The 24,272-nt window shown below is 62.9% G+C and carries 32 protein-coding genes; 26 read left to right on the top strand and 6 right to left on the bottom strand.

From position 1 onward, the window contains the following. Nucleotides 1-4 precede the first annotated feature (4 nt). Entirely contained in the window at nucleotides 5-205 is a 201-nt protein-coding gene (locus tag ACODTJ_RS10110) for a hypothetical protein (RefSeq protein WP_488848496.1), read from the top strand. On the opposite strand, the gene ACODTJ_RS10105 is transcribed toward ACODTJ_RS10110, so the two are convergent. Beyond that, entirely contained in the window at nucleotides 202-1,473 is a 1,272-nt protein-coding gene (locus ACODTJ_RS10105; protein WP_488848494.1) for a type II toxin-antitoxin system HipA family toxin, read from the bottom strand. The two genes, ACODTJ_RS10110 and ACODTJ_RS10105, sit on opposite strands and share 4 nt — an antisense overlap. 211 nt (nucleotides 1,474-1,684) lie before the next feature. Here ACODTJ_RS10105 and ACODTJ_RS10100 point away from each other — a divergent pair, with 211 nt between their 5' ends. The 12 genes from ACODTJ_RS10100 (at nucleotide 1,685) to ACODTJ_RS10045 (ending at nucleotide 8,438) form a co-directional block, all read left to right on the top strand. Beyond that, the gene (locus ACODTJ_RS10100) at nucleotides 1,685-2,587 is read left to right on the top strand and encodes a hypothetical protein (protein ID WP_488848492.1); all 903 of its coding nucleotides are present in this window, start codon (nucleotides 1,685-1,687) and stop codon (nucleotides 2,585-2,587) included. Next, entirely contained in the window at nucleotides 2,580-3,431 is an 852-nt protein-coding gene (locus ACODTJ_RS10095; protein WP_488848490.1) for a hypothetical protein, read from the top strand. The genes ACODTJ_RS10100 and ACODTJ_RS10095 overlap by 8 nt, the downstream gene beginning before the upstream one ends. Continuing rightward, nucleotides 3,431-4,621, top strand: a complete 1,191-nt coding sequence (locus ACODTJ_RS10090; RefSeq protein WP_488848488.1) for a hypothetical protein — start codon at nucleotides 3,431-3,433, stop codon at nucleotides 4,619-4,621. The genes ACODTJ_RS10095 and ACODTJ_RS10090 overlap by 1 nt, the downstream gene beginning before the upstream one ends. After that, nucleotides 4,618-5,139: a hypothetical protein gene (locus ACODTJ_RS10085; RefSeq protein ID WP_488848487.1), complete on the top strand. Its 522-nt coding sequence runs from the start codon at nucleotides 4,618-4,620 to the stop codon at nucleotides 5,137-5,139. The genes ACODTJ_RS10090 and ACODTJ_RS10085 overlap by 4 nt, the downstream gene beginning before the upstream one ends. Next, nucleotides 5,136-5,633: a hypothetical protein gene (locus ACODTJ_RS10080; RefSeq protein ID WP_488848485.1), complete on the top strand. Its 498-nt coding sequence runs from the start codon at nucleotides 5,136-5,138 to the stop codon at nucleotides 5,631-5,633. The genes ACODTJ_RS10085 and ACODTJ_RS10080 overlap by 4 nt, the downstream gene beginning before the upstream one ends. A gap of 8 nt (nucleotides 5,634-5,641) precedes the next feature. Continuing rightward, complete coding sequence (locus ACODTJ_RS10075) at nucleotides 5,642-6,580, top strand: hypothetical protein (protein ID WP_488848483.1); 939 nt, start codon at nucleotides 5,642-5,644, stop codon at nucleotides 6,578-6,580. Nucleotides 6,581-6,601: 21 nt separating this feature from the next. Continuing rightward, nucleotides 6,602-6,796, top strand: a complete 195-nt coding sequence (locus ACODTJ_RS10070) for a hypothetical protein (protein WP_488848480.1) — start codon at nucleotides 6,602-6,604, stop codon at nucleotides 6,794-6,796. Further along, nucleotides 6,789-7,316, top strand: a complete 528-nt coding sequence (locus ACODTJ_RS10065; protein WP_488848478.1) for a hypothetical protein — start codon at nucleotides 6,789-6,791, stop codon at nucleotides 7,314-7,316. The genes ACODTJ_RS10070 and ACODTJ_RS10065 overlap by 8 nt, the downstream gene beginning before the upstream one ends. Beyond that, nucleotides 7,316-7,534: a hypothetical protein gene (locus ACODTJ_RS10060; protein ID WP_488848476.1), complete on the top strand. Its 219-nt coding sequence runs from the start codon at nucleotides 7,316-7,318 to the stop codon at nucleotides 7,532-7,534. Before ACODTJ_RS10065 ends, ACODTJ_RS10060 begins: the two co-directional genes overlap by 1 nt. Next, nucleotides 7,527-7,757 (top strand): hypothetical protein, encoded by a 231-nt coding sequence (locus ACODTJ_RS10055; protein ID WP_488848474.1) that lies wholly within the window; start codon nucleotides 7,527-7,529, stop codon nucleotides 7,755-7,757. Before ACODTJ_RS10060 ends, ACODTJ_RS10055 begins: the two co-directional genes overlap by 8 nt. A 155-nt stretch (nucleotides 7,758-7,912) precedes the next feature. Further along, a complete protein-coding gene (locus ACODTJ_RS10050) occupies nucleotides 7,913-8,188 on the top strand; it encodes a hypothetical protein (protein ID WP_488848472.1) in 276 nt (91 codons plus the stop codon). A 40-nt stretch (nucleotides 8,189-8,228) separates the two neighbouring features. Next, a complete protein-coding gene (locus tag ACODTJ_RS10045; RefSeq protein ID WP_488848471.1) occupies nucleotides 8,229-8,438 on the top strand; it encodes a hypothetical protein in 210 nt (69 codons plus the stop codon). 229 nt (nucleotides 8,439-8,667) lie between these two features. Here the strand turns inward: ACODTJ_RS10045 and ACODTJ_RS10040 are convergent, their stop codons facing one another. The 3 genes from ACODTJ_RS10040 to ACODTJ_RS10030 all read right to left on the bottom strand — a co-directional run bounded on the left by ACODTJ_RS10040 (nucleotide 8,668) and on the right by ACODTJ_RS10030 (nucleotide 11,646). Continuing rightward, nucleotides 8,668-10,302: a hypothetical protein gene (locus ACODTJ_RS10040; protein ID WP_488848469.1), complete on the bottom strand. Its 1,635-nt coding sequence runs from the start codon at nucleotides 10,300-10,302 to the stop codon at nucleotides 8,668-8,670. An 8-nt stretch (nucleotides 10,303-10,310) separates the two neighbouring features. Beyond that, on the bottom strand, nucleotides 10,311-10,799 hold the full coding sequence (locus ACODTJ_RS10035; protein WP_488848467.1) for a hypothetical protein: 489 nt from the start codon (nucleotides 10,797-10,799) through the stop codon (nucleotides 10,311-10,313). 619 nt (nucleotides 10,800-11,418) lie between these two features. Beyond that, complete coding sequence (locus tag ACODTJ_RS10030; protein ID WP_488848465.1) at nucleotides 11,419-11,646, bottom strand: hypothetical protein; 228 nt, start codon at nucleotides 11,644-11,646, stop codon at nucleotides 11,419-11,421. 298 nt (nucleotides 11,647-11,944) lie between these two features. On the opposite strand from ACODTJ_RS10030, the gene ACODTJ_RS10025 reads away from it, so the two are divergent. The 3 genes from ACODTJ_RS10025 (at nucleotide 11,945) to ACODTJ_RS10015 (ending at nucleotide 13,054) form a co-directional block, all read left to right on the top strand. Continuing rightward, nucleotides 11,945-12,136: a hypothetical protein gene (locus ACODTJ_RS10025; protein WP_488848463.1), complete on the top strand. Its 192-nt coding sequence runs from the start codon at nucleotides 11,945-11,947 to the stop codon at nucleotides 12,134-12,136. Beyond that, nucleotides 12,133-12,465 carry a hypothetical protein gene (locus tag ACODTJ_RS10020; RefSeq protein ID WP_488848461.1) on the top strand — a complete coding sequence of 111 codons (333 nt, stop codon included), beginning with the start codon at nucleotides 12,133-12,135 and terminating at the stop codon, nucleotides 12,463-12,465. The genes ACODTJ_RS10025 and ACODTJ_RS10020 overlap by 4 nt, the downstream gene beginning before the upstream one ends. A 235-nt stretch (nucleotides 12,466-12,700) precedes the next feature. Next, the gene (locus ACODTJ_RS10015; protein ID WP_488848459.1) at nucleotides 12,701-13,054 is read left to right on the top strand and encodes a hypothetical protein; all 354 of its coding nucleotides are present in this window, start codon (nucleotides 12,701-12,703) and stop codon (nucleotides 13,052-13,054) included. 34 nt (nucleotides 13,055-13,088) lie between these two features. On the opposite strand, the gene ACODTJ_RS10010 is transcribed toward ACODTJ_RS10015, so the two are convergent. Next, nucleotides 13,089-16,091 carry a DotA/TraY family protein gene (locus ACODTJ_RS10010; RefSeq protein WP_488848458.1) on the bottom strand — a complete coding sequence of 1,001 codons (3,003 nt, stop codon included), beginning with the start codon at nucleotides 16,089-16,091 and terminating at the stop codon, nucleotides 13,089-13,091. 224 nt (nucleotides 16,092-16,315) lie between these two features. Here ACODTJ_RS10010 and ACODTJ_RS10005 point away from each other — a divergent pair, with 224 nt between their 5' ends. From ACODTJ_RS10005 to ACODTJ_RS09995, 3 genes are all read left to right on the top strand, one after another. Beyond that, a complete protein-coding gene (locus tag ACODTJ_RS10005) occupies nucleotides 16,316-16,714 on the top strand; it encodes a hypothetical protein (RefSeq protein ID WP_488848457.1) in 399 nt (132 codons plus the stop codon). Then, nucleotides 16,714-16,935 carry a hypothetical protein gene (locus ACODTJ_RS10000; RefSeq protein ID WP_488848456.1) on the top strand — a complete coding sequence of 74 codons (222 nt, stop codon included), beginning with the start codon at nucleotides 16,714-16,716 and terminating at the stop codon, nucleotides 16,933-16,935. The genes ACODTJ_RS10005 and ACODTJ_RS10000 overlap by 1 nt, the downstream gene beginning before the upstream one ends. A 356-nt stretch (nucleotides 16,936-17,291) precedes the next feature. Next, complete coding sequence (locus ACODTJ_RS09995) at nucleotides 17,292-17,549, top strand: hypothetical protein (RefSeq protein WP_488848454.1); 258 nt, start codon at nucleotides 17,292-17,294, stop codon at nucleotides 17,547-17,549. A gap of 44 nt (nucleotides 17,550-17,593) precedes the next feature. Here ACODTJ_RS09995 and ACODTJ_RS09990 read toward each other — a convergent pair whose 3' ends face one another. Beyond that, on the bottom strand, nucleotides 17,594-18,631 hold the full coding sequence (locus ACODTJ_RS09990; RefSeq protein ID WP_488848452.1) for a hypothetical protein: 1,038 nt from the start codon (nucleotides 18,629-18,631) through the stop codon (nucleotides 17,594-17,596). A 273-nt stretch (nucleotides 18,632-18,904) separates the two neighbouring features. Here ACODTJ_RS09990 and ACODTJ_RS09985 point away from each other — a divergent pair, with 273 nt between their 5' ends. The 7 genes from ACODTJ_RS09985 to ACODTJ_RS09955 all read left to right on the top strand — a co-directional run bounded on the left by ACODTJ_RS09985 (nucleotide 18,905) and on the right by ACODTJ_RS09955 (nucleotide 24,272). Further along, the gene (locus ACODTJ_RS09985) at nucleotides 18,905-19,219 is read left to right on the top strand and encodes a GcrA family cell cycle regulator (protein WP_488848451.1); all 315 of its coding nucleotides are present in this window, start codon (nucleotides 18,905-18,907) and stop codon (nucleotides 19,217-19,219) included. A 5-nt stretch (nucleotides 19,220-19,224) separates the two neighbouring features. Then, nucleotides 19,225-19,926 (top strand): hypothetical protein, encoded by a 702-nt coding sequence (locus ACODTJ_RS09980; protein ID WP_488848449.1) that lies wholly within the window; start codon nucleotides 19,225-19,227, stop codon nucleotides 19,924-19,926. Between the two features lie 8 nt (nucleotides 19,927-19,934). Then, on the top strand, nucleotides 19,935-20,603 hold the full coding sequence (locus ACODTJ_RS09975) for a nuclease-related domain-containing protein (RefSeq protein WP_488848447.1): 669 nt from the start codon (nucleotides 19,935-19,937) through the stop codon (nucleotides 20,601-20,603). After that, nucleotides 20,604-21,539 (top strand): glycosyltransferase family protein, encoded by a 936-nt coding sequence (locus ACODTJ_RS09970; protein WP_488848446.1) that lies wholly within the window; start codon nucleotides 20,604-20,606, stop codon nucleotides 21,537-21,539. 55 nt (nucleotides 21,540-21,594) lie between these two features. After that, nucleotides 21,595-22,425, top strand: a complete 831-nt coding sequence (locus tag ACODTJ_RS09965; protein ID WP_488848444.1) for a hypothetical protein — start codon at nucleotides 21,595-21,597, stop codon at nucleotides 22,423-22,425. Continuing rightward, nucleotides 22,422-22,793: a hypothetical protein gene (locus ACODTJ_RS09960; RefSeq protein WP_488848443.1), complete on the top strand. Its 372-nt coding sequence runs from the start codon at nucleotides 22,422-22,424 to the stop codon at nucleotides 22,791-22,793. Before ACODTJ_RS09965 ends, ACODTJ_RS09960 begins: the two co-directional genes overlap by 4 nt. 63 nt (nucleotides 22,794-22,856) lie before the next feature. Continuing rightward, nucleotides 22,857-24,272 (top strand): hypothetical protein, encoded by a 1,416-nt coding sequence (locus tag ACODTJ_RS09955; RefSeq protein ID WP_488848441.1) that lies wholly within the window; start codon nucleotides 22,857-22,859, stop codon nucleotides 24,270-24,272.

The following is a 24,272-nucleotide window of genomic DNA, read 5'->3' as shown; positions in this document are numbered from 1 at the left end:
GTTGATGCAGAAGGCGTTCAGTCAGTACCCTATGGGCGGAGAAGGGGCCGAAATTCTCCGAGATGCCCAAGGTGTCTATGAGCTCGATCGCGGGGAATCCATTGAGCTTGATGAGCTGTTGGAGAAGGCTCGGGCAATTGTCGATGCTGCAGAACACCGGTTGAAAGGCAAACCTCCAGCCCCTTCAAGCCAGGGAGCTTCCTAGCCGTTCGGAAAATCTACGGCCAGGCCCTCGAAGGCGTACGGGTTCAGGAACTGGCGCCGCATGAGCTGTCGACGGGACGACTTGTCGATTCCTGCCTCGTCGCAAACCCGGTCCCAATTGGCTTTCAGCGCATCGACCAGGTCGATCACGATCGCCGTCGCTTCCGGTTCCGACAGCCCGAACGTCGACGCCGCTGCGATGCACCGCGCGAGCGTGCTCTCCCGGTGCTCGCCCTGGATCAGCATGGCCTGAGACGCCTCGTTGCCGTGGCGGGACTGCGGGCAGATGTCATAGGCTGGCGTGAGCTTCAGAGAAGCGCCATCCCAGAACGCTGCGTGATTGCGGGCGTGATCGTCGGTGTTTCCGCACAGGATGTTGAAGACGACGCGCCGGAACAGCTCGCGCAGCGTGTCGAGCGGATCGCGAAACCGATCCCGAATGATCGCAGCAAAATCCTCGTAGCTGGCGTAGCGGGCCATCATCTCATCGAGGCCGAGCAGCGTCAGTCCGGACACCATCGGGCGCCGGCCCCAGCCGCTGTCACCAGGAATGCGATCGAAACGCTCGATCAGCAGCGCTGTCTGCCCCACGACCGGTGCGAGTTCGACCTGCGCGACGATGAGCCCGGCAAGATGGGCCAGTCGCATCGCGAGGAACTCGGTCCGGACGATATCGAAGCTGTCGCTCATTCCCGCGAACTTGGCGATCAACGAGCGCTTGCCGTCTGAGAGCAGCGCCTTCGGCCGCGCTCCGCCGACCGCACAACTCGGAACGAGCGCGGCCTCGAGGTCACCCGTGAGCGGGACGCCTCTTTGAAGAAGCTGCGATCCATCCTGAAGCCGGGCAAGCGTCGCGTTGCGAGGCGAGCGCGGCGTATAGCTGGTTGCCGAGCTCTGGAAGTCCAGGGCGCCAATCCTGTCCGATCCCGATCTCAGGAGGCAGGCGATCTCGTCGAGCCCTGCGCCGTCGAGATCGCTGGCACCGCTGCTGAGGTCCTGACTTGCAAGCACACGCCGGCCCCAGGCATCCGGAGCGGCGTCCCGAACGCAGCTGGCCAACGCCATTCCTGCGGGAGGAGCGATCGGGCCGGGCTGCAGGGGCAGCTCCGGTCCATAGATCGAGATCGCATCGTGGCGCTCAAGGTATGAGGCCAGATACTCGAACGCGAGCGTGCTCCCGTCTCGGAACACGCGCCCCGCGACGACTGGTTCGGTCGCACCGGCAAGCCAGATCCAGGAATAGCACTCGGGCGTGGTCTGAATAGCCATCTCTGAACAGGCGCTTTGGGTTTCCGGGACGGAATTGGTGCAGTCGCCTTGCTCGATGCAAGAACAAGGCTGCCAAATATGCGCAGTCGCCCTGCCCGTCCACGGATTTGTGCGGCAGGTAGAAGGATTCCGATTTCATTCCTTGTGCGTCTGCGCATCAATCCGTCTGGACAGGCCGGCTCTCTCGATCGGCTTCGCACAGGGTTGAGAAATGGCAGACGCCAATCCGAGCACAACCGATACCCCGCCGGCGCCCGCTGGCCTCGTAGCGCTGCTGAAGAAGGCAGAAGGACAGACCCTGTACTGGCGGGACCGGCAGATCGGCGAGAAGACGCTCGAAGACTCCTTCGCGGAAGACGGCACGCCCACGCCGATCGGTGACGTGAGCGCCTGGTCGGCCGGCTACACCAACGGTCGCTATAGCGAGGCCGACTGGTGGCAGAAGACTATCCAGGAGGCGATCAACCTGGCGACGCCGACGGGTTACCGCGTGCTACGCCGCGCCGACGGCGGCTTCGATGTCGAGCGCGAGGTCATCTGCGTCAACGGTCAGCCAGCGTGGTTCCCGATCGCCGTCGTGCCTCCGGTCTCGGACCACGAGCGGCTCGTCACCGATGGCGCCGCTCGAACGGCCGAGGAGAACGTCGCGGTCCTGCTGAACGGACTCGCCGAGCCCGTTGATGGTGGCGCGGCTGTTCCCGACGTCGACGGTCAGGACGGGACCGAGCGGCTTTGCAGGGCGCTCTACGGCCGCAAGGCGACCGCTCGGGACTATCTCGGCGGCTCCGATGCCCGGATGCTCCATGACGCCGCCGATCGCCTGGCCGTCGCAAAAAAGGTCCCGGTTGATCGTCCAGTTGGGCGTTTCGGTCATCACCCAGACCCTGGCGATGATTTCTGCGTCGAGGTCGAGACCCTTCAGGCCGAGTGGCACAACCACAAGGTTGGCTTCGGCAACGGAACGCCCTCGCTCGCGGAATTCAAGGAACGCGTCGCAAAGGCGATGGAGGCAGGCCCCTTCATCTCCGAACGATGCTTGTACGCCAAGACTCTGCTTCGGAGCATCGCGCGCGAGCTGGAAGCGCCAGCAAACACGGAGACCGTCGATGTCTGATCGGAATCCTGATGCAGCGCTCAGCGCCGTGGTCGATGTCCCTCATCTCAATCGGGTGATGGATGTTCGTGGGCGTCTGATCGAGCTCGGTCTGGATGCGGAGGCCGAGGCCCTCGGCGAGGTATTCGCGGCGGGGCTCGCCGAGCATCAGCTCTACGTAGCGGCCCTTCAGGAAAGCGAGGACTCGAAGAGCCGCGCCCGCGACGCCCGCGACGACCTGGAATATTCCGAAGCCCGGCATCTCGGCTTCCGGACGCGGATGGCTGCCGTGCTGAAGACGGCGCATAGCTGCCTGTCCAACTGCCAGCCCCAGGAATCCGACATCGACCAGCTGGAGTCCCTTGCCCGCGCGACACGCGACGTGGAGCGCGAAGAAGCCCAGTTGTCGCAGGAAATCCGGTCGCGGAAGCGCTTCTCGATGCACAGCGCCATCGAGGCCTCCATCAGGCTTCATCTCGACTGGCCGGCCGATCGTGATCCCGACCAGGCGGTCGCCGACACGGTGCGCGATATCTGCACGGATATCGATCACCTCGTCGAAAAGCGGGTCGAGGGTCTGATGGGAGAGGCAACCGCCGGCAGCTTTGTCCCCGCGGAGTTCCGGGCGCTCACCTTCGCCGTACAGCACAACCCGAACTGCCCGTCCCCGTGGCTCGTTCGGCTGCCGGGCCGCGGCGCCGGGTCGATCGACCTGAAGCCCTACGGCCTTATCGGCAGCGGGCTTGCACCTCTGCCTCACAAGACCAAGGACGCTCTCGGGTTCGGTGAGACGTTCGCGGAGGCCGGTGCCGCCGCTCTGCGGGCTCAGGCGGCGGCTATCGCGGGCAAGTCCGGAGAGAGCTGATGCCGCTCGAAGTTCTGTCCAGAGAGGGCGATCCGGCCACTCCGGCTTTCGCCGTGGTGAAGGGCGAGGTGATCCTCGGGCAGCCCGCCCTGGGCTTCCTGTGGGTCAGGCAGCCGATGGTGGCAAATGCGTCGACGGAGATTGTCTTCTTCGGGCGCGCGATCGTCGGGGATTTCATAGAGGTTGTCGTTTCCGCCCCCGGCCCGCTCGACCATGTCGCTGCGCTGGACGTCGTCAAGCGGCAGGAACTCGATGGATTGGCCGGCAAGGTCCTTCCCACCACGCCGTTCTCAAATCCGATTGCGCAGCGCGGGTATGAGGTCTTCCTCCCAACTCTTGAGGGACTGCTGATCTTTGCTCGTGACGCAAAGGCGATGGAGAGGCGCTATTATTTCAAACAGTCATTTCCCATGGCGACTCCGTTCATCGATGACGGTGTCCTGAACGCGGTTGATCAGGGCGTATCCGTCGCTGAGGCGCTCACGAATGCCGTCGCCAAGCAGATCATCGGCGATCGATCCCTGTTCGCTTTCACCGACGAGCATGTCGAGCGTCTGCGTGATGCTGCGTGGTGTCGCTTGCCTCATGTCGCGACGGCTATGTTCTTGTTGGGACATCTGAAGGCGGAACAGATGCCCCGGACGGAGCGGGAAGGGCGATGCGCGATCGTTCTTGGCCGCCTCATGAAATCGATTCAGGATCAGTTCGCCGATTTCCTCGGACCATACACCAGCGACGCGGTGGATTTCTCGCCGTCGAGCCTCGGCCGAGGCCTTGATTTCGATTGGGAAGCGGCTGCGGCCTTGATCGAGCGCTGCTCCGGCAATTCCTTGGAGACGTCCTATGACGTCGTATCAGGCGTCGACTTCGCCAACATTCTCTCCACGTTCTACGGGATGGTCCTATCCTGGCTCCCGGCAGACGCGATGCCACCACGCAGGTTCGCCTTCTCGACACGGGTGCTGTTCCAAGACTGGAATCTTTTGGATCTCCTCCGCGTTCTTGAGCGCTTTCAGAACGGGCCCGGCAGTCTTTCGCTCGCTTCGATCTGGGATGAACGAGGGCTTTCCTACGAAGCGTGGCGCCCCCTTCTCCCCGCGATGTATCGCGATATGAGCGTCGAGCAATTCGAAGCCCAGATGTATCGCGAACGTTCCGAGATGCGCATCGCAAATGAGGTGCTCGCATGACCGCTTCTTCATTCATCTCCAGCCGTGAGATCGGCCTCCGCTTACGCGACGCGGTGCGGGTCTTAATCACTCGCCTTTTCGGACGCGGCGATGGTTTGCATCCCGAGACCGAGAAGCTCGTCGCGGAATTCAGTTTCGCTTTGCGCGCCAAGCTCCTGAAGGCCCAGCACAAATATGAATTCGGCGACAACTGGCGGACCGACGACTGGGAGACCGAGTGCCGGCAGGCCCTCTTCAAGCACCTGATCAAGGGCGATCCGCTCGACGTCGCGGCCTACGCGGCCTTTTGCTGGAAGCGTGGCTGGACGACGTCGCCACCCGAGTCCAACTACCGCCCTTCGTACAAGGTCCTGGAAGATCAGCTCGTTATTGCCACGCAGGCGTTGAGGCGCGTCCAGGATGGCTCCTATCCCGCCGCTTGCGATGATCAGACCGCGGCTCACTGGTATCGCCACGCCTATCAAGTCTCGGGCGAGGCAATGGAAGCGATCGCGGCTCGCGGGAAAATGGGCTCATGACGACAGTAACCTTCCCAGTAAAGCCCGGCGACTGGGTCTCTTCGAGCGATGGGCGTCCCGCCAAGGTCAAGGCCGTCTACGGATGCAGCGGTGAGCTCCTGGCGGATCTCGTGCTCTACAGCCGCAAGGGAGAGCGGGTCGGACGCGAGTCCCCTGCCTGCGGTGGCCCGCGGACATTCGAGCCTGCATGTTCTCTCGACGGCTGGCACCGCATTTCCGAGCCTGTCTTCCCGCTTGAGCTGAAGTGGATCCCCACCGGTGAAGGATCGGTGGTCGCTGGCTACTATGCCGGCAAGCCGCTCCCCGCCCGGCAGTACGCTCCGGCGCCACGGCGTCTGCGAGGCTCCGGGGGGCTGGATAAGAAGCTCGCGAACCTCGCCTACCGTGAAGCCAATGCCTTTCGCGAGGCTCTGGAGCTCATCTCCAACGGCCACAACGACCCGCGGACGCTGGCGAGCTTCGTCCTGACCAATCTCAAGCTCCCCACGAAATGAGGCCAGCTATGCCTGCGACCACACCTACGGCCTCGCCCGAGGCGATCGAAGCCGCTCGCGCCATCGCTCTCGCAATCTGCGTCGAGTACCGGCTGACACCAGAAGCCTATGCGCGTCACGGCGGCGAGCACCCGATCATTCCCGTGATCGTTCGGCATGTGGCGCCGGCGCTCCAGGGCATCACGGCGCTGGCCGACAAGGTGGACACCCCCAAGAAGGGGTGGGATGCGCTCAGCGAAACCGAAAAGGCAGTGGTCTCGGCCTGGAATTACTTCCAAAGCCCCAACAGCTATTCGGCGTCCGAGAAGGCGTTCGTGTTCTCGCTTCTCGACGACGCGCTGAAGCACGTCTGGTGGTCGGCGATGCCCGATGCCGAGGGCTGGCTCGATATGAGCAGCGCTCCCCGCTCTGGCCGGAAAGTCGACCTGTGGGTCCGTCCGCACGACGCCCATGCCAACGGCAACCCGGATCGCATCTCCGACGCCTGGTACGAGGACGGCAAGTGGATGCGGACGGTGACCGGCAACGGTAAGGCCGCGCCAGTCGAGGATTGCGGTGTGCCGACCCATTGGCGCCTTCCTCCAGCCGCGCCTGGATCCGCCCCCGAAGCTGCGGCGTCCATCGACCTGTCATGGCTACGCGCCGGGCGCCCGGCGAATGAACTGCAGAGCGAGAAGATCGATGCGCATCGGGACTTCGTCCGGCGCGCCGCTGTCCACCATGCGAACGATCGCTCCTACCTCAACGGCGTTCGCGGGGGCTTCTTCGATGCCGCTCACCTGGTCGATATCTGCCGCAAGGAAATCGAGGACACCGGGCGGCCCTCCAAAGCCAAAGCCGCCCAGGTCGATCTCCTGCAGCGGGTCGGCGATACAATCTGGGGCCTGAAGGACGTCCTTCCTGAGCCCCCTGTCCCGGCCACCACTGAGGTCCGTCGCAATGCCTGAGATCCTGACGAACGTCGTCGGGTGCTGGAGCGGCTCTCTGACCAGCCCGTCCTGATCGCCGGCACCGACCTCACAGCGGCCGCCTGGCTCGCGAAGAACGGTTATGCGGTCCGGCACCGGCTCAACCACTTCACGGCGACCGCCGCCGGCAGCGAGCTCGTTGGCAACGACGCTCCGATCGGCGCCACGATGCAGGAGGGCGGTCGCAATGACTGAGGTGTCCGCTACCGAGGTTCTCGCCAATGCCGTTGGCGGCGCCGGGCTCGACAACATCGTTCTTCGGCTTGAGGAGGGCGATGGAGCCGACCGGGAGCTGGATCTCGCCATCTTCAACCTCTGGAACGAGCAGCCCTATCGCTGGAGCGGCATCCACGAGATCGCCTCGGGCCCCAAGGACATCGCGGTCCTCGACATTCTCGCTGACCTGGAGCCTGACTTCGCCCGCCTCTGCATGGAGCGTGACGAGAACAGCATCGTCGTCGTGCCCCGCTACACCGATAGCCAGGATGCCGGCGCACGCCTGGCAACGCAGATCCTTCCCGGCCGCCGGCGGCTGACTGTTCACTCGGAAGATGAGGTCGGCGGCTTCGTCCAGGTCGGATGGCGTCCGGAAGGGAGTCGCGTCCCCTCCTGGATCTGGACCGAAGCCCACGCGTCGTCGGCCGCGCGCGCCCAGATCGCAGCCATCTTCAAAGCCTACGCGCAGAAGCCTGCCATCCGCTCGAAGGAATCCTGATGATGTCGCAACCAAACGCCGAGATCGCTCCCGATCACGCCAGCCATCCCGGATGGACCGCCGATGGCTGCGAGCTGCGGATGACGGTGACCCCGCGCAACGGCGGCGTCACCTCCGCCGGTTTCGCCTGCAGCTGGACCGGAGGCCATTGCCTGCCGGGATCCAACTGCGAGGGCTACAGGGAGCAGGCAACACAGGAAGCCTGCGATCGTGATTGAACGCTTCTGCTTCTGTGGCTTCGAGATCGGCGGCGATGCTCTTGTCTTCGAGCGCTTCATTGCCGTTGATCCGGATCGCGTGAAGGCGGCTCTAACTGCCTTCAATATCGAAGATGATCCCGGCCTTGTGCTCTCCTATCCGATCTCGATTGAGGCAGCTCAACAGCTGACCGGCGAGGAACTCCCGCAGGCAGATTACTTCGTGCACGCCGTCCAGCCGTAGAGGGCTCACGAAGCGCGATTTGCGATCATCGTCGTCAGTGGGAGGTCCCGGACCTGCGAGTAGTGACAGCAGGGCTATGTGTTCTGCGCGATCAGACGGCGCGACTTTCAAGCGTTCTTGGTACGCTCTCCCGACACTGCATCAGGATCGCCGACATGCTCCTCAAGGATTTCGCACCGCATCTCGATTTCGATGAGCCCGGTGATTGTGACGTGGTCGGCGTTCTCGACGGTCAGGTCATGCACTTCGATGCCGGCGCCGGCACCATCTACAGCTCCGGGCTGACCCTTCAGCAATGGCTCGACGGCCATGCCGAGGCATGGGCGATGACCGAGCAGGAAGCAACGCGCGTGGGGATCCAGGACTACGACGCCTATATCGAGCGGCTGAAGGAAATGAACCCGAGCCTGGTGGATTCGCCGTCGCCGTGAGCGGCTGAGTTGACACCGCGGCTATATCGCTCACCTTCCCATGATGGCAGAGCCACCAACATTCGACGTCGAGAAGCGCCGCGAGGCCAAGCGCCGATCGCGAGAGCAGGATGCGGCGCGAATCCAAAGCGGCGAGATCTCGGCCGTCGATCTGAACAAGCGGAACGGCTTCTTCTCGCTGCTCGATCGAGCCAGCGCTCGTATCGTAGCGTGGCGGACACGCGTGAAGATCGAGGACGAGAAGGGGTAGCAGCGCCCGCGGCTCTTACGGGTGCGAACTAACGATGACGGCGTCGTCGTAATCCTCGGAGTCGTCAGCGATGACCATCGTTTTCGCAGCCCGATCGATTGCGTCTGAAAGGCCGGACACAGCCCTCTCGTAGGCCTTCTGTCGCTTATCCTCGTCGAGCGGCTCTCCGTGTGCGACGCGATCAGCTTCTCCAGTCGCATTCTTTGGCATTTTGGCGCCTCCGTCTGTGTCAGCCTGGCTTCGGCCCTTCCACCTTGCGCTCCAGCCCTGAGGAACGCGCTTCTCGGACGAGGTTCTGCAGGATGCGGGCGCTCGTCGGAAATGCCCCGTGAGGAACTGGATGACGACCGGTCGCTTCCCGATGCTCGTTCAGCAGCTCTACGAAGGCGAGTGTGCTGCCAGCACCGAACTCTTCCTCATACTCTGAGCTCCAGTTCGCGGCCGGCAATCCGCTGTAGTCGGGCTTCCTCTTCCGTTCGACAGCCTTGGCAGTCAGCCGAGCCGCTTCTTCTGCCTGAAGCCGCGGCGCCTCCTCCGCACGAAGCCGAGCGGCCTCTTCTGCATGAAGCCTTGAAGCATCCATCCTAGCCTTCTTGAGCGCTCCCAGACCACTCGAAGTCGTACCGGTGGAAGAGGGAGCTCGTGGAGGAAGCGTCGCGGCTTCAGGCGGCTTTGTGACGGCGATACGCTTTAGCCCCGCGATGGATGCCGTCGGGATCGGTCCAAAACCGATTTTGGCGAGGGGCTTCACGGGAGGCTGAGTTGCAATTGGCGTCCGTGCCTTCGGGGGCGGCGTCGGGTCCCGTCGCGACTCCGGTGGGGGCTTGCGGGTGTCCACCGGCATATTCCCGAAGCCGATGACCTCCGGGTCTTCGACATACGGGACTGGCTCGGGCTCCTTCTCAGGATCCGGGAACTTGAACTGAATGCCGTGCGGAACGACCTCTTCCTTATCCCGCTCGTTGTCGATACGGATTGGAGTGGGATCGGCCGGCGACCAGAAGCCGTCATCGATCGCCTCATCGAGGAATTTCAAGCAATTTGCGAATTCTTGGTGCATGTCCTGCAGCCGCGGCCCATCAGGACGATAGAGCGTCTGCGCAGCTTTCTCCGCCCGGAACCAGGACGCTGATCCGCGGGCGCCGTGCTGAGCATTCCAGATCTCATCCGCTGAGAAGCCTGCCCAGGAGCGTTGATCGCGCAGATCCTCGTCGAAGCGAGCTTTCCGTATCCCTGTGGGGTCGAGGAAGCGTATCCTCGACGCCAACCCATCCTGGCCGTACTCGACGCCGATTTGGTGCATCATCGACACGTCGAAGTGCTCGGCAAACTGCTTGACGACTTCTGCGAACGCCAGCCCAACGAACTCGTATGCGACACTCGCGGCGCGCCGTTTTTCCGGGTCGTCGGAAGCGAACAGGGCGTCCAGCTTTCCTACGTCCCGGATCCAGAGGATACGGCTCGCTTCACCGACTTTCCACTCTGGAGCCTCGTCGAGATGAAGATCACCAACCCTGATTTTCCGATGAGCTTCGACAACGAGATTGCCACGCCAGTTCACGATCGCTTCGATGAGCAGCCTTGGCTTACCCCCGGCCGGGACTTTGTCTGCAATAACCCTCGGCAGCAGCTCTTCCGGAGCCGTCGTCTCAAACGACCCCTCTATGGCGTCCTCGCAGTTCTGGAAAAGCGTCTCCAGGCCGAAGCCGACCGTTATCTCGTCGTAGGCGTTCGTCCGCTTCAATTTCTCAGCGTCGACGGCCTCGAAGATGCGATCGCGCTCAGCGGTGAAGTCCGTCAGGACCGACACCCCATTGGTGTTCTCTTGGCGCTGCTGCTCATCAAATGTCGAGCGAGTGGTCATGTGGACGCTCAAGGCCTCAGCGGGAGCCCGCCAACCAGCTCTGGCCGGCGGTCGCGGATATAGTCGAGCACATCGGCTACCTGGATCGTGCACGAGTCGTAGCGGTTCGGCGTCCCCGCACAGATCGACCAAGTTCCGCCCGCGTCGCTCGCGAGCTCAGCACAGAGGTCCGGGGTGAGCTCGAAGGCTTCATGGCCGGTCACCGCGCCGAGGAACTGGATGACCTCTCTGGCGCCGTTGTCACGCGGCTCGATGCGAATGCGCACTTCTCGCTCGTAGGTCCGCTCGACATGTCGCTCAGGCTCCGCAGGCTTGCCGGTCTTCAGCGCCGCCAGCCCGGACGGCCGTTTCCATCCGAGGACCTCGAACACAGCCGGGATTGCCCGCTCGGTCGCTTCGAGCGCCTCGCGCCGTGCAACGGCCTCGTCGAAGCGCGCACGCTCCTCAGGCGTCATTGCGGCGCGTTGCCGCTCCAGGATGGCTGCAAAGTCGACCATGGAAGGCTCCGGAGGGTGCTGTGAGGGCTTTCGGAGCCTCAAGAGTATCCGCGGGTGTTGAAAGCCAGAAGGAGTCTCACGCCCGCCGTTGGCTACCATCGGTCGGGAGCTATCTTACACCGTCACCCGGCGAGTGCTACGGCCGGCAAGCGAACGCAATCATCAGAGAAGTGCCGCCGCCTAGAACCCAGTTCGGGACAGGGGATCCCCGCTCATCCAGTCTTCGCAAGCCCTCGAAGGTGCGGTGAAGGAGCCACTTCCAATCTGACAAATTCAGCCTCCAACCGCGGGCTACGTTCGCCCGTCCCGTCGCGTATAGAAGTGTAGGTCCGCATGAGCGTCTCAAGATCGATAGCGTGCCGCTCAGCAAAGCGAACGACAAGCTCCGGGTGGACATCGACGAAGAAGGTCGCGACGTGGACGGTCCACGTCCCCAATTCACCAGTCCTCAGACACTGGGATAGGGTCTCCGCGTCGATGCGACGACGGTATGGAGCGTTGACAGTCGATAGGACCAATCCGTCGCCGTTGACGCCTGCCATGGGATCCCAACCTCAATCCTGGTCCATACACGGCCATTTGGGGCGATCACCACAGGGTACACCCTGTCTCCTTCCCGTCAAAGCAGCCCCTTGCCGGCATCGGTCGCTTCCACCGCGGCCGCCGGCACTAGGCGAGCTTTCCCCTCGCGCACCGTTGGGTGATCGACCATCCGGACAGCGCGCTTCAGCAGGAGCTCGTTGAGCGCGCGCGACAGACCGCTGGCTACGACTTGGCTTTCCAGAACCAAGGTCCGCGCACACCATTCAAGGAGCTTGCGCTCGGAGCTGCTGAGATCGGTGGTCATGGGCATTCCCCAGAGGTGTTCTCCCGATGGACCGCGGCTCTCTGGACTTTGCAAGGGGAATGCTCAGCTCCCGACAGAGTAGCCCGTAGCAGCGCTATAATGAATCCGCAGAAAAGTTATAACTCGGGGCCCCCGCTGCTCCGCTCGATGAACTCCCGAGTTAGGAAAACTCCGATTCCTCTGCGGGTCCACTCAATTGATCGCATCAATCGAAGCCGCTCTTCACGGATCCGCGAGTATCTCACTGTCCACCGAAATTCGCGGGGGTGCTCTGGTGTCCAAGCCTTTGATCGTCCGAATGTCCGTCGAGGAACACTGCGCAGCCCTGATCGGGGCCCAAATGATGGTGTGGGCCGGCGAGCCTGGTGCGCGCCCCTTCTGGGAGAAGCTCCACCATAAGCTCCGGCAACGCGCGCCGGATCTGCACGATCGCCTTCTGCAGCGGGGCGATATCGAGCCCATCGTTTCGCCGACCGGGAGCATCTCGTGATCGATTATGCAAACATTGGAACCATCATCGGCGCGCGCGCTGCGATCGCGCAGGTTGTGGCCGACGGCGAGCAGACCATCTCGCAGTTCCGGGGCGCCATCGCAAAAGAGGAGATGCACTCGGCGGGCCTTGGTCATCTCGTCGACGTATTGCTTGCGGAATTGAAGGCCGCTGCGCCGACCCATCGATTGTTCAAGCAGACCGGCAAAAGATACGATACCGGCCGTCCCCAGACGCAGCTTTCGCTTCTGTATGAAGCGAAATTTGACGAAGCGGGTAGAAAACGAGGCGTGACCTTTCCCGAGTATCTCCGTTCTCGTGCACGATGATCCCTTAGAATGCCACTATTTGCGACCTGCATGATGACCTATCGGCGCAGAAAGCTGCGCTCAGATATGAATCCTTTTTCCAATCCATCAAATTCAAAGCATTGACGCGGCGCTACCGCTGTCCAGATTCCCTGACTGCAAGGACTCCTTCGTCTATCCTTGCATTTGTTCTTGACACTCGTCTGCCGCCGTCGTAGAAGAGGGCATCAACTTGGTTTGTTTGTGAGGTTCGTTCGTGGTTGATTTTGCCCAGATGGGTACTGTTATCGGCGCTCGTGACGCGATCGCACAGGTGGTTGCCGATGGCGAGCAGACCATCGCGCAGAAAGACCAGACCATTGCGGAGTACAAGGGCGCCCTTCTCGTGGAGCAGGTGACCCGCCTTGCTCTCGACGCGCAGGTCGACGCGCTCCTTGCTGAGCTTCGTCGCGTCGCTCCGAATTCGCCTCTCTTCCAGAAGACCGGCCGTACCTTCGCGGATGGCCGTCCCGAGTCGAAGATTGCCCGTGTCTACGTTGATTCCTTCGATAAATTCGCGAAAGCGAAAGGGATCCGGGATCCGGAGAAGCTTCGTGAGAAAGTTCGGTAACGGAAAAGGGGGCCCGCTGAGGCCCCCTTTTTTATTATCCCTTTGCAGGCTGCTGCCCCTGGATTTGCGGCTTTTCCTTGCCGCCTCCCCCCTTGGGGCTCAGTGAGGAGCCCCGGCCAGCCCCCTTCATCATGTTCGCGTTCCCGACACCCGTAGCCATCGTGGACACACGATGCTCCATGCCGCCGACGAAGACGCGGGTTGCCTGCTGCGAGTCATGCTCGTCGCCGAGGTTGTCGCCGTTCTGGCCGAACCAGCGGGTCACGCGCTCCGGGATGTGGGTGATCAGCTGGAACGAGCGCACCGCGATCTGGAAGTCGATGTAGCTCATCAACACGATCATCACGAACATGCCGATGAAGCCGATCGAGGACGACTGCGAGAGCGCGTTCGAGGCCGGGATGAAGGTCGTGTTCACGAACCACAGCAGGGCCCCGAACACGACGTAGGAAAGGATAATCCCGAAGATCATGAGGACCGGCCGCAGGATCAGATTGAAGGCGATCATGTAGCCCGGCTTCTGCACCTGATCGACGAACTCCTGCCCATCCATTCGGATGTGGAAGAAGGCCCACAGCGGCGCCGCGGCAAGGCCTTCAACGACGAGCGTCATCATGCCGGCGATGAAGAACACCGACATAATGTAGGGAATCATGGGGATCACGAAGGCCTGGATCGCTCCCGCGGCCAGGATTGCGATCGTCAACATGGTCACGAACGGCGTCAAGAAGCCGAAGACGCCCTTGAGGCCCGCGCCGGCGCCGGTGAGCCAATTCAGGCCCTTGCCGAGAATGTTGGAGTTGCCGGCCTCGATGGTGCCGCTCATCAGCGCGCCCGAGACAATCGCCGCCTGCGCACCGACCAGCAGCTTGTTGCCATAGCTGATGGTGTCACCCATCGGGTTGATGATCACCTGCGTGCTGTCCGAGCGGCTGTTGAACCAGTTCGCGAAGCCGCCGAAGACCTGGTTCAGTACCCAGCTCAGCGCGTTCGAGTTGGTCTCGCTCGCGGCCTGGCTGGCGGTTCCCATCGCCGTGTTGGTGATCTGCCGGTTCTTCGTGTCCCACCAGTCGCCGAACTGGGTCAGCGCGCCCGGGCTTTCCTTGGTACCGACGAGCGCATCGGTGATGAAGGCGGACTGACCGTTGGTGCGCGTACCGGAGACGCCGCCGATCTGCAGCCCCTCGGTCGCGGCCGCATAGACCCGGGCCTGGATACGAGCCAGCGTCAGGTAATAGACGCCGGCTGCCGCCCAGCCATCCTTCTTGGCCTGCTCGCGCAGCTGCGTGATCTCGTTCGCAGTGTTGGGGTCCGTCGACTGCATCGCCTGCCCCACGGCGTTGCTGACCGCGGTGACATAGGTGTTGATCGCCTGGGTGAAGAGGTTCGTGTACTGGTCGGGATTGGATTCCGACGAGAACGCCCTCGAGGACTGCTCGCCGCTGCCTTGATTGGTGAAATACGTCTGAGCCGCCGTCTTCGCGAGGTTCTTGAGCTCGCTGTTGTTCGCGATCTCGGTGATCGCCTGCTTCTTGGCGTCGAGCATCGCCTTGGTGTTGCTGATCTCAGGGGTGTTGAGGCTCACTGCGAGAACCTCAAGGGAGATCATCCCGCAGACCGGGCCGTAATCCATCGTCTGGATGTTTTTCGGCACCGACTGGCTCGACCACATGTAGTGGTTGGGGTTCGAGACGGTGGTCCAGGACGGCGGGACCGAGATCTGGGCGTTTTGAACGCCGAGGCGCGTGTTGCCGAGGTTGACGATCTCCGCGCAGAGCGTCTTTTCGAAGATCGCCTTCACGGCGGCTGTCGCGTTTGCGGCGTTGCCCATCTTCACGGTGTCCTGGACCTGCTGCTGCATGCCCGGGATCGTGCCGGCGGTGATGGTGTCGATGTAGGGGTTCCAGACCAGGTTGGCGAGGTTCCCGCCCCAGGAGATCAGGTAGAGCACCAGGATCTGCGCTGCGCAGAGACCCTTCATCGCCGGCACCAGCATGCCGTAGCCGACGACGACGCGCATCGGGGCCCAGACCTCGTGATAGTTGCTGCCGAGGGCCTTGCCTTCGCGCGCGCTCGCCACCAGGCCGGTGGTGATGTGCCAGCCCGCCATTGCCGAGCCGATGAAGAGCAGAGTACCGCAGAACGCCATAAAGCCGTTCTTCACGGCCGAGTGCCAGCCCTGCATACCGATGTCCGGAGTGCCGACCGGGCCGGCGTCCGGGATCACATAGGCCAGCAGACGCATGAACAGGTCGGGCTGCGACTTGGTCTGGAAGATGTCGTTGGGATTGACCGTGCCCGAGGTGTTCGTGGCCTGGGCGAGCACCGCGTCGGGGAAGACAGCGATCAGCAGCGCGGCACCGAGCAGCAGCACGATGGCCGCGGTCGACCGCGGGGAACCAGCGGTCTTCTTGGTCTTCACCGGAACAGGTGCCGGCGCGCGCGGCGCCTTCGTCGGGAGGAACTCGCCCGAGCGAAGGTAGTCACTGAGGCCGTCAAGGCGCCGGCGGCGGAATAGCCAGTTCGTGAAGCCGGCGCGCAGCACCAGCGCCGCCAGGATCGGCAGGAGAGCGAAGCGGAAGAGAACGTCGGTGACCATGAAGATGCCCCGGCCGACGCCGGTGGCAATCAGGCTGCCCAGCCCCCAAGCGAAGGCGAGCACGAACAGCGAGGTGAAGAGCCAGAACTGGCGATAGGTGTTGTCGACCGAGCGATTAACCTCGGTTAGGGTCCGGCCGTTGGCCTCCATCGCAGCCCGGAAGCGCAGGTGAGCGTCCGTCACCTCTTCCTCGACTGCGACGCCTTGGTCGTCATGGCGGAACGCGCCGACCTTGAAGAAATTCCAGCGCCAGAACGAAGTCCGGCCGTGCTGAGCGACGCCCCCGACGTTTCGCTTCAGCGACGAGAAGCCGAAAAGATAGCCCAGCTTTGAGCGCTTCCATTCGCCCTTGCCGATGATCGTCTCCTGAACGGCATCCTTGATGCCCTCAGCAGCTTCGCGGCCGTAGTTGATGTCGTCGCTCTTGCCGGTTGCCATGGCTGGTCCACGATTCCTTGAAGGACAGGGTCCTTGATCGCGGAATTGTCCTCCGTTTCCTTGAAAGTGTCGAGGCCAGACGGCTGCAACGCTTGATCGTTATCGCGATTCTTGGAGGTAGCGCGGCACTATCCGTGGATTGAGCCCGGTCTATCCTTGTTCGCAGGCTCGCCCCACATCAGTGTCAAGCCATCGACTTCGATCTCTCATCAAGGAATGCCCCGATGTTCGCGGCCGCCTCCACCGACACCTCGTCCCACCAAACGGCTGCCGGCAACCACCAGCCCGAGGGCAAGCCGCAGAACCCGCTCACCGTCTGGTTCGGGCCGATGCCGGAGAGCAACGGAAAAACGAACTGGACGGCGGTGCTGATGCCGAAGGGCGGTCGCATCTGGGACGGCATCACCCTCGATCGGTCCGAGTATAAGGACCGGGTGCGTTACACTGCCGATCGTGTCCGCTATCTGCTCGGGGAATACGAGGAGGAGCCTGACCTGCTCGCCTATGATGAGAACCTGCAGGAGCATCTCATCCAGGAGGCGACCGACAACGATCTAGCCTCGAAGGTCGGCCAGCTGCGCGAAGCCCAGAAGGCCCATTCCTGGTTGGAGGGCCTGCGCTGATGCCTTGCCCTCATTGCCAGAACGGCTTTCTCGACAACCGCTTCGGCCAGGACGTTGAGTGCGTCAACGGGATTCTGATCGATATCGACGAGTATCATGAGGGTTGGAAGCGCGACCTCTGCTATCCCGTCGCGCCCTGTCATCCCGACTTCGCGAAGCAGGTTGCCGACCCGGACTACAGCACGAGCTTGGCCGATATCTCCAAGCGGCTCGGCGCCTAGGACGATGATGACAGCGTGGCGCCAAATTGTGCGGCCGGGCTGCCCCGGCAACGGGATCGGTGACTGATGGAACCAGAGAATACCAGGCTGAGCTTCTCCTTTGAGCGCCGGCGGAAGCGGATCAGCAGTCTGCCTCCCTATAGCTGGAAGCGGAGCACCGGCTTGTGGTCCACACCCAAGGAAGCTGACACCGCAGCGACCGAATGGCTCATCGCCTTCGCGCCGCCCGGATCCGTCATCGAGACGCGTGTCGTCGAGGTGTGGACTCCGGCGACCAGCTAGGAGGTTCTTGCCGACGAGCAACAGCAAGCTTACGCTGCGTCCGCTGCCGAATTTCCGGCATTGTGGAGGCTGCTATGCGTTGTGCACTGGTCTTCCTGCTTGGCATTCTGAGTTCTGCGGCGCTCGCGCAGTCGAGCGGCAACACCCCGCAAAGCCGAACAGACTACAATCCGCGGTACTCGTCGGGGAATTCCTCCGTCGGCACCTACAGCAACCAGAACACCTCGGGTGGCTATAGTACGGGCGGCTCCGGGCAGTACATTCCGGATAACTCCCGAGGGAGCACGGTCAACAGCTCCGGCGGCGTGATGTACGAATACCGCTTCAAATAGGCGGTTACCCGCGGGGAAGAACCGTTTCCCCGCGGGGCCTTTCCTTACTTGATCCCGTAGAGCTGATTGAAGGCCTCACGCGACAGCGTTGTGTAGTTGATGTCGCCCGTTAGTCCGCCACCTCCCTGCAGCCCTATACTGCCCTTGGCGCCATCGACGCCGCGTTTTCCACGACGTCCCGGCTCATCCTTGCAGTATGGGAGCGCCTTTGCTCCCTGAGAGCCTTCAGGCCCGCCCTTCCCGAGAGCGCCGCCTTCGCCACCATCTCCACCTTCGCCCCCTGCAACATCGGCGCGAACGAGCGATATCAGCGCGGGGAACGCGGTGGGCAGGGACACGATCGTGAACGTCCCGCCTTTCCCTCCTACGCCGCCTCTGCCACCCTGACCGCCAGTTCCGCCGGCTCCTCCGTTACCGCCGCGCCCGGCGCCCGACTTGCATCCGACTGCGCTTGCACTCGCGGGGGCGCCCTGGCGACCGACGCCTCCATCACCTCCCTGCTGCCCGGTCCCGCCCTTGCCGCCGCGCTGCCCTCGGAGGTCGACGATCGGGGGAGCGCCTTCGGCCGAGAGCATAAACACCGTCAAATTCGGCGCGGACTGCCCGGTAAGCCCTGGATTGCCGGGAGCTCCGTTGGATCCAGGGCCGCCGGATTCTCCGTCAGAATTCCCATGAGGTCCTCCTGGCGCCTGCCCGGAGTGAGGAGGACTGGCTGCGGGGCCCTCGCCCCGGGACCAGGTGATGATGCCCGGCTTTGATTGATCCTCGTTCACGATGGTCTTGGCTGCGAAGATCAGGTTGTTGCGGACCTTGAGCGCCTTGTCGCTGAAGATCAGCTTTGCGCCCGGCTTGAAACGGATGACGTCGGCGCCGACGAAATAGCTGTCGTAAAGGACATCCCCCGACACCACGAATTCTGGGGTAAGGCCGATCAGTGCCACGGACTCCCTCACCTCCTTGGCGTCACTCACGACGCTGGAAGACGGAACTTCCTTCGGCTTGCCATCTTGCGCGAGCGCCGCCCCCGCGATGCAAAGCGAGGAAACGGCGCATAACAGGCTGATTTTCGCCCTCGAAATCATGTTGTCCCCAATCCCTGTTCGACCTCGAATTGGGAGAAGAGCGGGTCGGCGCTGCTTCCCCATGGTCATCTAAGCAGACCATCCCGAGTGCCGCCATCCCCATACAGGGGGAGAGATAGCGAAATCCTGTTCCGGCCGCGAACGCGCGGCTCGGAAGTCGTCTTAACTCAGAGCTCTCAACTTGGTGGATTGGGGTGATTCAATCCTTGTTCCGGGGCGCCTCGACCCCGCATTATCGATGGCATCCTTAAGAATTGCGTGATTGGTCCATCGATGGCTCAGGATTACTGGACCCCGGAGCGGGTCGCGAAGCTCAGGTCGCATTGGGACACCGGCGCGAGCGCGACGAAGATCGCGGACGAGTTCGGCGGCATCACGAAGAATGTCGTCATCGGCAAGGCAAATCGGCTGGGGCTCGCCCGGCGCGCGCCAGGTCGCCGCCGCGGGAATTCGAGTTTCCCGATCGCGAAAGCCAACGCGGCGCCGGCAGCGGCTAAGCCTGATGGTCATCTCCCGCTGCCTTACGTCGATGTCGCTGTGGTTCAGGCGCACCTCGCAACTGCCAACGGCGCCGGCGGGAAAGGCTGAGTTCCATGGCTGATTCAGATCATCAGAGCCCTGCCCTCGTCCCCACCGGTGACGGGGAAGCGATCGCCGCGCGGTGGGCCGACCGCTTAGCGAGCCTGTTCGCGAAGCTCGAAGACGAAGCGCTCGGCCTCGTGGGCAGGGATCCCGCTTCCTATGATCGGGATGCGACAGAAGCTCGGATCGGGCAGCTGGGTGAAGGGATTCGCTCGCTACTGTCTGCGTCTGCGCCGACGCCGGCCGACGAGATCAACGCGCAGCGCGCACTCGCTCACGAGGAGATCGCGAACGATGTGCTCGGTTGGCTGCAAGAGCGCGGGCTCTACGACCCGCGGGACTTCGAGCACGAGGGCCCGAACGTCGCCGAGATCCTGACTGAGCATGAGGAAGAGCTGCTGAAGCCGCGAGATCCCCGCTCCGCCGAGGAGGTTCTCCGCGACATGATCGCGGCTAAGTCAGGGGGAACGTCAGAGCCCTCGCCCTTCAGCACCCACCCGCGCCCGAACTTGGCTCTCTCGCTCGCGAGCGACGCGTTGAACGCCATCGCTTGGGGTGCAGGCGCTCCGGACACTGCGGATCGCTCGACCGCGCTCGCAGAGGCCGCAGCTGAGATGGCCACCAAACCTCGCCGCGCTGTCAACTGGCTCGTCGCGCGCGCTGCGCTGCACGAAATCGATGCTCTGGCTCGCGCCGACGCCCGTCCCGAGTAGGAGTTCCAATGAACGCGTTTCTGATTAGCCTGGTGCAGGTCCTGGAAACCCACTGGCAAACGCTCGCGATCATGCTGTTCCTGATTGCAAGCGCCGTCGCGTATCTGTTTCGCGACCTTTGGACGGGCTACGGCCCGATGATCGTCTGGAAGATCGTCGACAGCCTCGGGCTTCAGGTGGTGCACAATGTATACCTGCCCTACGCCGGCGGCGTGAAGGTCGTCGACTACATCGTCCTCGCGGGCGATACCGTCGTGGTGATCCAGCACGCGTTGTTGCGAGGCAAGATCACCGGTCTGGCTCACGAACCGACCTGGCTCGTTGAGCGCGACGGCGTCTCGTCGCGGATCCCGAACCCGCTCCGTCAGAACTATCCGGTCGTGGAGGCGCTCCAGGAGCGTGTGGGCCCCAATGTCGAAGCGGTTGGCGTTGTGGCCTTCATCGGCGAGGCAACCTTCGCCAAGAGGCTTCCCGATGGCCTCTACACGCCGCGGGCGCTTCGCCGTTACCTGCGCGAGCTCACGCGCCGCGGAACGGGTGCGGCGGCCCTGGACTGGAGCTGGTTCGCCGGCACGCTGGCTCGCGGCGATCAGCCCGGGGATCTCGACAGCCGGGGCAAGGCCAGGAAGACGCCTGGCTGTCCGACGGCCATCAAGCTCCAGCATCAGGGGCTTTGAGTGAGCGGGTTCGGGTCCACAGTTCCCGCTTGGCGCATCAAGCAGCTTCGGACCTATCTCATCGAGGTCGGGCAGCGCGCTTTGACGGCCGGCGATGACGGCGTGGATCTCGAACACCGAGCTGCGCAGCGCCGCTTTCAGGCTGCGCGAGCTCGCGCTCTCCCGGTGGGTAAACCTGGCAAGCGGACGCTCCCGCAGGCAGTCGTGGACGAGATCTGGAAAGAGCTCGTTCCGGGACGTCAGGCCGGCCTTCTAACCAAAGACATCTACGCCCGCGTTTCCGAAAGATGCCTGAAGCTTGGAGTGCGCCCACCGTCGATCACCACGATCCACTCATGGCGGTGGCATATCTGCCCGAAGCGCGATGCGGATCGCCTCGGCCTCACAGACCTGCCCTTGCCGCTTGGCGACACGGTTGCGATCGGCGAAGAGGCCTACCAGGTGATTGCCCGGACGCACGGCGAGATCATCGAGGCGCCTGTTCTGACGGACAACTGGCGTCCCTGGGGCAAGTTTGAAGCCCACATCCGCAGCTCTTTGGCATTTCGGGAGCCAAATCTGGGCGTCTGGTGGGAGGCACGCCCCGCGCTGGAGGAAGCCTACCAGGCCGCCCCTGACCTCAATGATCGACATCTGGAATGGCGCCTCTGGGTCAGGGGTACGCTCGAATACGAGGACTATTTCCGCCGCTTTCGTGACAGCTTCCGGTATTCCGACAACGCGATGTCCGCGACGAGCAGGATCTCGGCAGGGCATTGCTGCAGTACCGTCAGAAAGTCCTGCCTTTCATCGTCCCGCTCAAGCCACCTCCGCCGGCGGACGCGGACAGCGATTTTGCTCGCTCCCTCGCTGACATCGTCATCGGCGCCTACGCCGCGGCTGGCACTGCTCCCGGCGGCGCCATCGACCTCGATGCGGTTATCAAGTGGCGGCTGAACGGCAAGCCTCTGAAAGCGACCGCTGCGTGACGCCCTGCTCCAAGGATCATCCAATGACGTCTGACGTTTCGACCACCACGCCCACCGAGGAAGAGATCGCGCAGATCATCCGCGAAGCCGGCGTCGACGAGTATGCTGCCGCTTCCCGGATTGCCCAGCTCTTTGCGCAGAAGCGGCTGCCCTCCCTCCCGCCGGCGACGGCTAAGCCGATCTCGGCTCACGACGCCCTGGCTCAGGCGATCTCCTGGATCGAGGACCTGCCGAGGAAGAACGCGTCGCACCAGATGTTGGATCACGTCCTGGAGGATCTGCGGGCGCCTCTCGTCCGGGCGGACGAGTCTTCGGCCGGCGCCGGTGCTCCTCCACTTGATAGCGATACCGCTGCTCTCCTGCGCCGCATCCACTTCGTGCTGAACGTCCGCAAGGGCGACACGACCGCCCTGGGTTCGGACGTGTGGGAAGGCGGCGACGGATTTCCCCGCTCCCGCCCGTTCACCGACATCTTTTGCGAGGAGATCGATGCCGCGCTGACCGGCAAAGCGGCCGCAGGACGCGTCGTTGGGCTGAAGCCGGCCTTCGACCTCCTCGACTTCGTCACGCATCGACGTGTCTGGCGGAGCTCCCTCGTGAGCGAGATGGGCAACGCCAACAGGCGCGGCGACGACATCTCCTATTGGAAGCGCGAGATCGAGGTCTTCGATCGCTGCTTCGATATCATCGAGCTTTTCGCGAAGGCCGCGAATGCAGACGAGGCAGCGGACCTTTTCGTTCGCGTTCGCGAATGCTGGGATGAGGACGAGTGCCCTGCCTGGGTTGCGGTCGAGCCTCTCGTAAGCGAGCTGGCGCGGCGCGCAGCCGGTGCAGCGCTGCGAGCTGCGCCATGACGAACAATCTGAAGCTCCCAGACACCGTCGAGGTCTGCGCCCTCTGCCATGGCTGGGGCGAGGTGATGCAGGCCTGGTGCGATGCGCCCGCTGGGCACGGCACCTGTGACCTCTGCATCGGCGCCCAGTGGGTATATCGCCACAACGCCAAGGGCGTGCCCGAGAGCGTGCGACACCAGATCGCCAACGCGAACGGGCTGGTCGAGGCTCATCGTCGGACGATGCGCGGAGGCGCGCTTTTCTACCCTACCGTCGACCACGAGCAGCCCTGGGGCGCCTGGCCGTTCCAGCACCAAGTCGACGCCGATCCCCGATTCCGCAAGCTGCTTGGGAGCGCCTTCGAGTGCTCAGAGGCTGGCACAACGTGACGCTGATCCGCAACGGTGTCGCATCGCTATTAGTTGGTAATCTTCCGGATTAAGGCCGCAACCATGGGTGTCACCCTTCCCAAGAACATGCGCTTCGCCTCGTTCAATGTGAGCGCGATTAAGGGAGGTCTCCAGTCGATCGATAAAACTGGATCTCCCCTCGCCTTTCTCCACCTCAAGAGTGTCGGCACGGGCTATCGGGACCGGGCCATGCTTTTCGAGGAACTTTTAGATCGCAAGCTGATCGAACGTGGGGAAGACTTCTACTACCTGACGGAAGCAGGCAAGGCGGTAGCCACCGGCAATGGCCGTGCTCGAACCCCAATCGCCAGGGCGCAAACCGAGATTGAATCCTTTCTCGCGAGAATCGAGGCCTACAACGCGGACCCTGAAGCGTTCCTCTATGTCGACCAAGTATGGGTTTTCGGAAGCGTTATGCGCGGAGAGGCTACCGTCGGCGACATCGACATGGCGATTTCCACCAGCCGACGGCCGGTTGATGAAGGCAACTGGGAGCAGATGCGGCAGCGGGTTCGAGAGGCCGTTCGAAAGCATGAGGACCGCCCGAGGAGGCGCAGCTCCCTGTTTTTCAGCGGCGAGGATTGGCTGATGAACCGTGCAATCTTCGGGCGGCGGCGACATCCCCTTCTATCAGGCGTCCAAGATGGAACCCGCGATCTTGAGACACTTGGCGCGCCATGCCAGCTGCTGTTTGATCGTATGCGTGGTGGACGAGTGAACGACCCCGTTCTTCCGCGTCATCCTGCGTCGGAAGGGCGGCGCGACAACGCGCCCGAGCCGCAACAGCTTCCGGATCTGACGCCTGATCCTTTGCGCCCGATGGATGCTCATTGGATTGGTGGGTACGACGTTCTCACGGTCGTCTCGGCCTACTCGATTTTCGGGAGCTGGGAGGACGCGAAGCGCCTCTACGTTGAACGACCGAGGAAAATGAGATTGCTGTTTGATGAAGACCTAGCTCATTGGCCCGGGTGGCGGCCCCACGCTCTGGAAAGTGGCGTCCTGGACGGAAGAGACCGGGTTCTCCTCTTGAAGGATGGTGACGAAGGCTCTGCGGGAACGAGCGTCGTCCTTAACCGGACGATTGTGGAGGACGAGACGGGCGTTCGCGTCATGGCGAGATTCGAGTCGCCCGAGTTGATCAATACGGTCCACCCGGCACAGGAGCTTTACGAAGATCACGGGAAAATCGCTGCAATCCTGGTTGCTGCCGACGCTCAACGCGTTCTTCGTCGCCAGATGGATTCTGGCTCAACTAAGGGAGTTTCGATCGTGATCGATTGCTCCGGCATTGAGGACGATCTGCGCTGCATGATCGCCAGCGACATGGCTTTCGCGTTGGAAGAGCGTCTCGTGTCGATCGAGCCGGCTGAATGGTCCGGTCCGACCGCCGAGATCCGGCGTATGAACATGGATTGGTACGTCTGTTCCTCAAGCGAAATGTCGCCGGGTCCGTAG

It is taken from the genome of Allobosea sp. FG18 (genome assembly GCF_057809495.1).
Note: the sequence above shows the minus strand (reverse complement) of the source record. Positions and strands in the feature narration are given on the sequence as shown.

Coding starts and splice junctions, on each gene's coding strand:
- ACODTJ_RS09955 (WP_488848441.1), top strand. CDS start 22,857: ATGGGTGTCACCCTTCCCAAGAACATGCGCTTCGCCTCGTTCAATGTG.
- ACODTJ_RS10000 (WP_488848456.1), top strand. CDS start 16,714: ATGCCTTGCCCTCATTGCCAGAACGGCTTTCTCGACAACCGCTTCGGC.
- ACODTJ_RS09990 (WP_488848452.1), bottom strand. CDS start 18,631: ATGATTTCGAGGGCGAAAATCAGCCTGTTATGCGCCGTTTCCTCGCTT.
- ACODTJ_RS10045 (WP_488848471.1), top strand. CDS start 8,229: ATGATGGCAGAGCCACCAACATTCGACGTCGAGAAGCGCCGCGAGGCC.
- ACODTJ_RS10110 (WP_488848496.1), top strand. CDS start 5: ATGCAGAAGGCGTTCAGTCAGTACCCTATGGGCGGAGAAGGGGCCGAA.
- ACODTJ_RS10030 (WP_488848465.1), bottom strand. CDS start 11,646: ATGACCACCGATCTCAGCAGCTCCGAGCGCAAGCTCCTTGAATGGTGT.
- ACODTJ_RS09965 (WP_488848444.1), top strand. CDS start 21,595: ATGACGTCTGACGTTTCGACCACCACGCCCACCGAGGAAGAGATCGCG.
- ACODTJ_RS10075 (WP_488848483.1), top strand. CDS start 5,642: ATGCCTGCGACCACACCTACGGCCTCGCCCGAGGCGATCGAAGCCGCT.
- ACODTJ_RS09975 (WP_488848447.1), top strand. CDS start 19,935: ATGAACGCGTTTCTGATTAGCCTGGTGCAGGTCCTGGAAACCCACTGG.
- ACODTJ_RS10050 (WP_488848472.1), top strand. CDS start 7,913: ATGCTCCTCAAGGATTTCGCACCGCATCTCGATTTCGATGAGCCCGGT.
- ACODTJ_RS09980 (WP_488848449.1), top strand. CDS start 19,225: ATGGCTGATTCAGATCATCAGAGCCCTGCCCTCGTCCCCACCGGTGAC.
- ACODTJ_RS10005 (WP_488848457.1), top strand. CDS start 16,316: ATGTTCGCGGCCGCCTCCACCGACACCTCGTCCCACCAAACGGCTGCC.
- ACODTJ_RS10035 (WP_488848467.1), bottom strand. CDS start 10,799: ATGGTCGACTTTGCAGCCATCCTGGAGCGGCAACGCGCCGCAATGACG.
- ACODTJ_RS10040 (WP_488848469.1), bottom strand. CDS start 10,302: ATGACCACTCGCTCGACATTTGATGAGCAGCAGCGCCAAGAGAACACC.
- ACODTJ_RS10025 (WP_488848463.1), top strand. CDS start 11,945: ATGTCCGTCGAGGAACACTGCGCAGCCCTGATCGGGGCCCAAATGATG.
- ACODTJ_RS10080 (WP_488848485.1), top strand. CDS start 5,136: ATGACGACAGTAACCTTCCCAGTAAAGCCCGGCGACTGGGTCTCTTCG.
- ACODTJ_RS10060 (WP_488848476.1), top strand. CDS start 7,316: ATGATGTCGCAACCAAACGCCGAGATCGCTCCCGATCACGCCAGCCAT.
- ACODTJ_RS10090 (WP_488848488.1), top strand. CDS start 3,431: ATGCCGCTCGAAGTTCTGTCCAGAGAGGGCGATCCGGCCACTCCGGCT.
- ACODTJ_RS10095 (WP_488848490.1), top strand. CDS start 2,580: ATGTCTGATCGGAATCCTGATGCAGCGCTCAGCGCCGTGGTCGATGTC.
- ACODTJ_RS09995 (WP_488848454.1), top strand. CDS start 17,292: ATGCGTTGTGCACTGGTCTTCCTGCTTGGCATTCTGAGTTCTGCGGCG.
- ACODTJ_RS10100 (WP_488848492.1), top strand. CDS start 1,685: ATGGCAGACGCCAATCCGAGCACAACCGATACCCCGCCGGCGCCCGCT.
- ACODTJ_RS09960 (WP_488848443.1), top strand. CDS start 22,422: ATGACGAACAATCTGAAGCTCCCAGACACCGTCGAGGTCTGCGCCCTC.
- ACODTJ_RS10065 (WP_488848478.1), top strand. CDS start 6,789: ATGACTGAGGTGTCCGCTACCGAGGTTCTCGCCAATGCCGTTGGCGGC.
- ACODTJ_RS10085 (WP_488848487.1), top strand. CDS start 4,618: ATGACCGCTTCTTCATTCATCTCCAGCCGTGAGATCGGCCTCCGCTTA.
- ACODTJ_RS09985 (WP_488848451.1), top strand. CDS start 18,905: ATGGCTCAGGATTACTGGACCCCGGAGCGGGTCGCGAAGCTCAGGTCG.
- ACODTJ_RS10105 (WP_488848494.1), bottom strand. CDS start 1,473: ATGGCTATTCAGACCACGCCCGAGTGCTATTCCTGGATCTGGCTTGCC.
- ACODTJ_RS10010 (WP_488848458.1), bottom strand. CDS start 16,091: ATGGCAACCGGCAAGAGCGACGACATCAACTACGGCCGCGAAGCTGCT.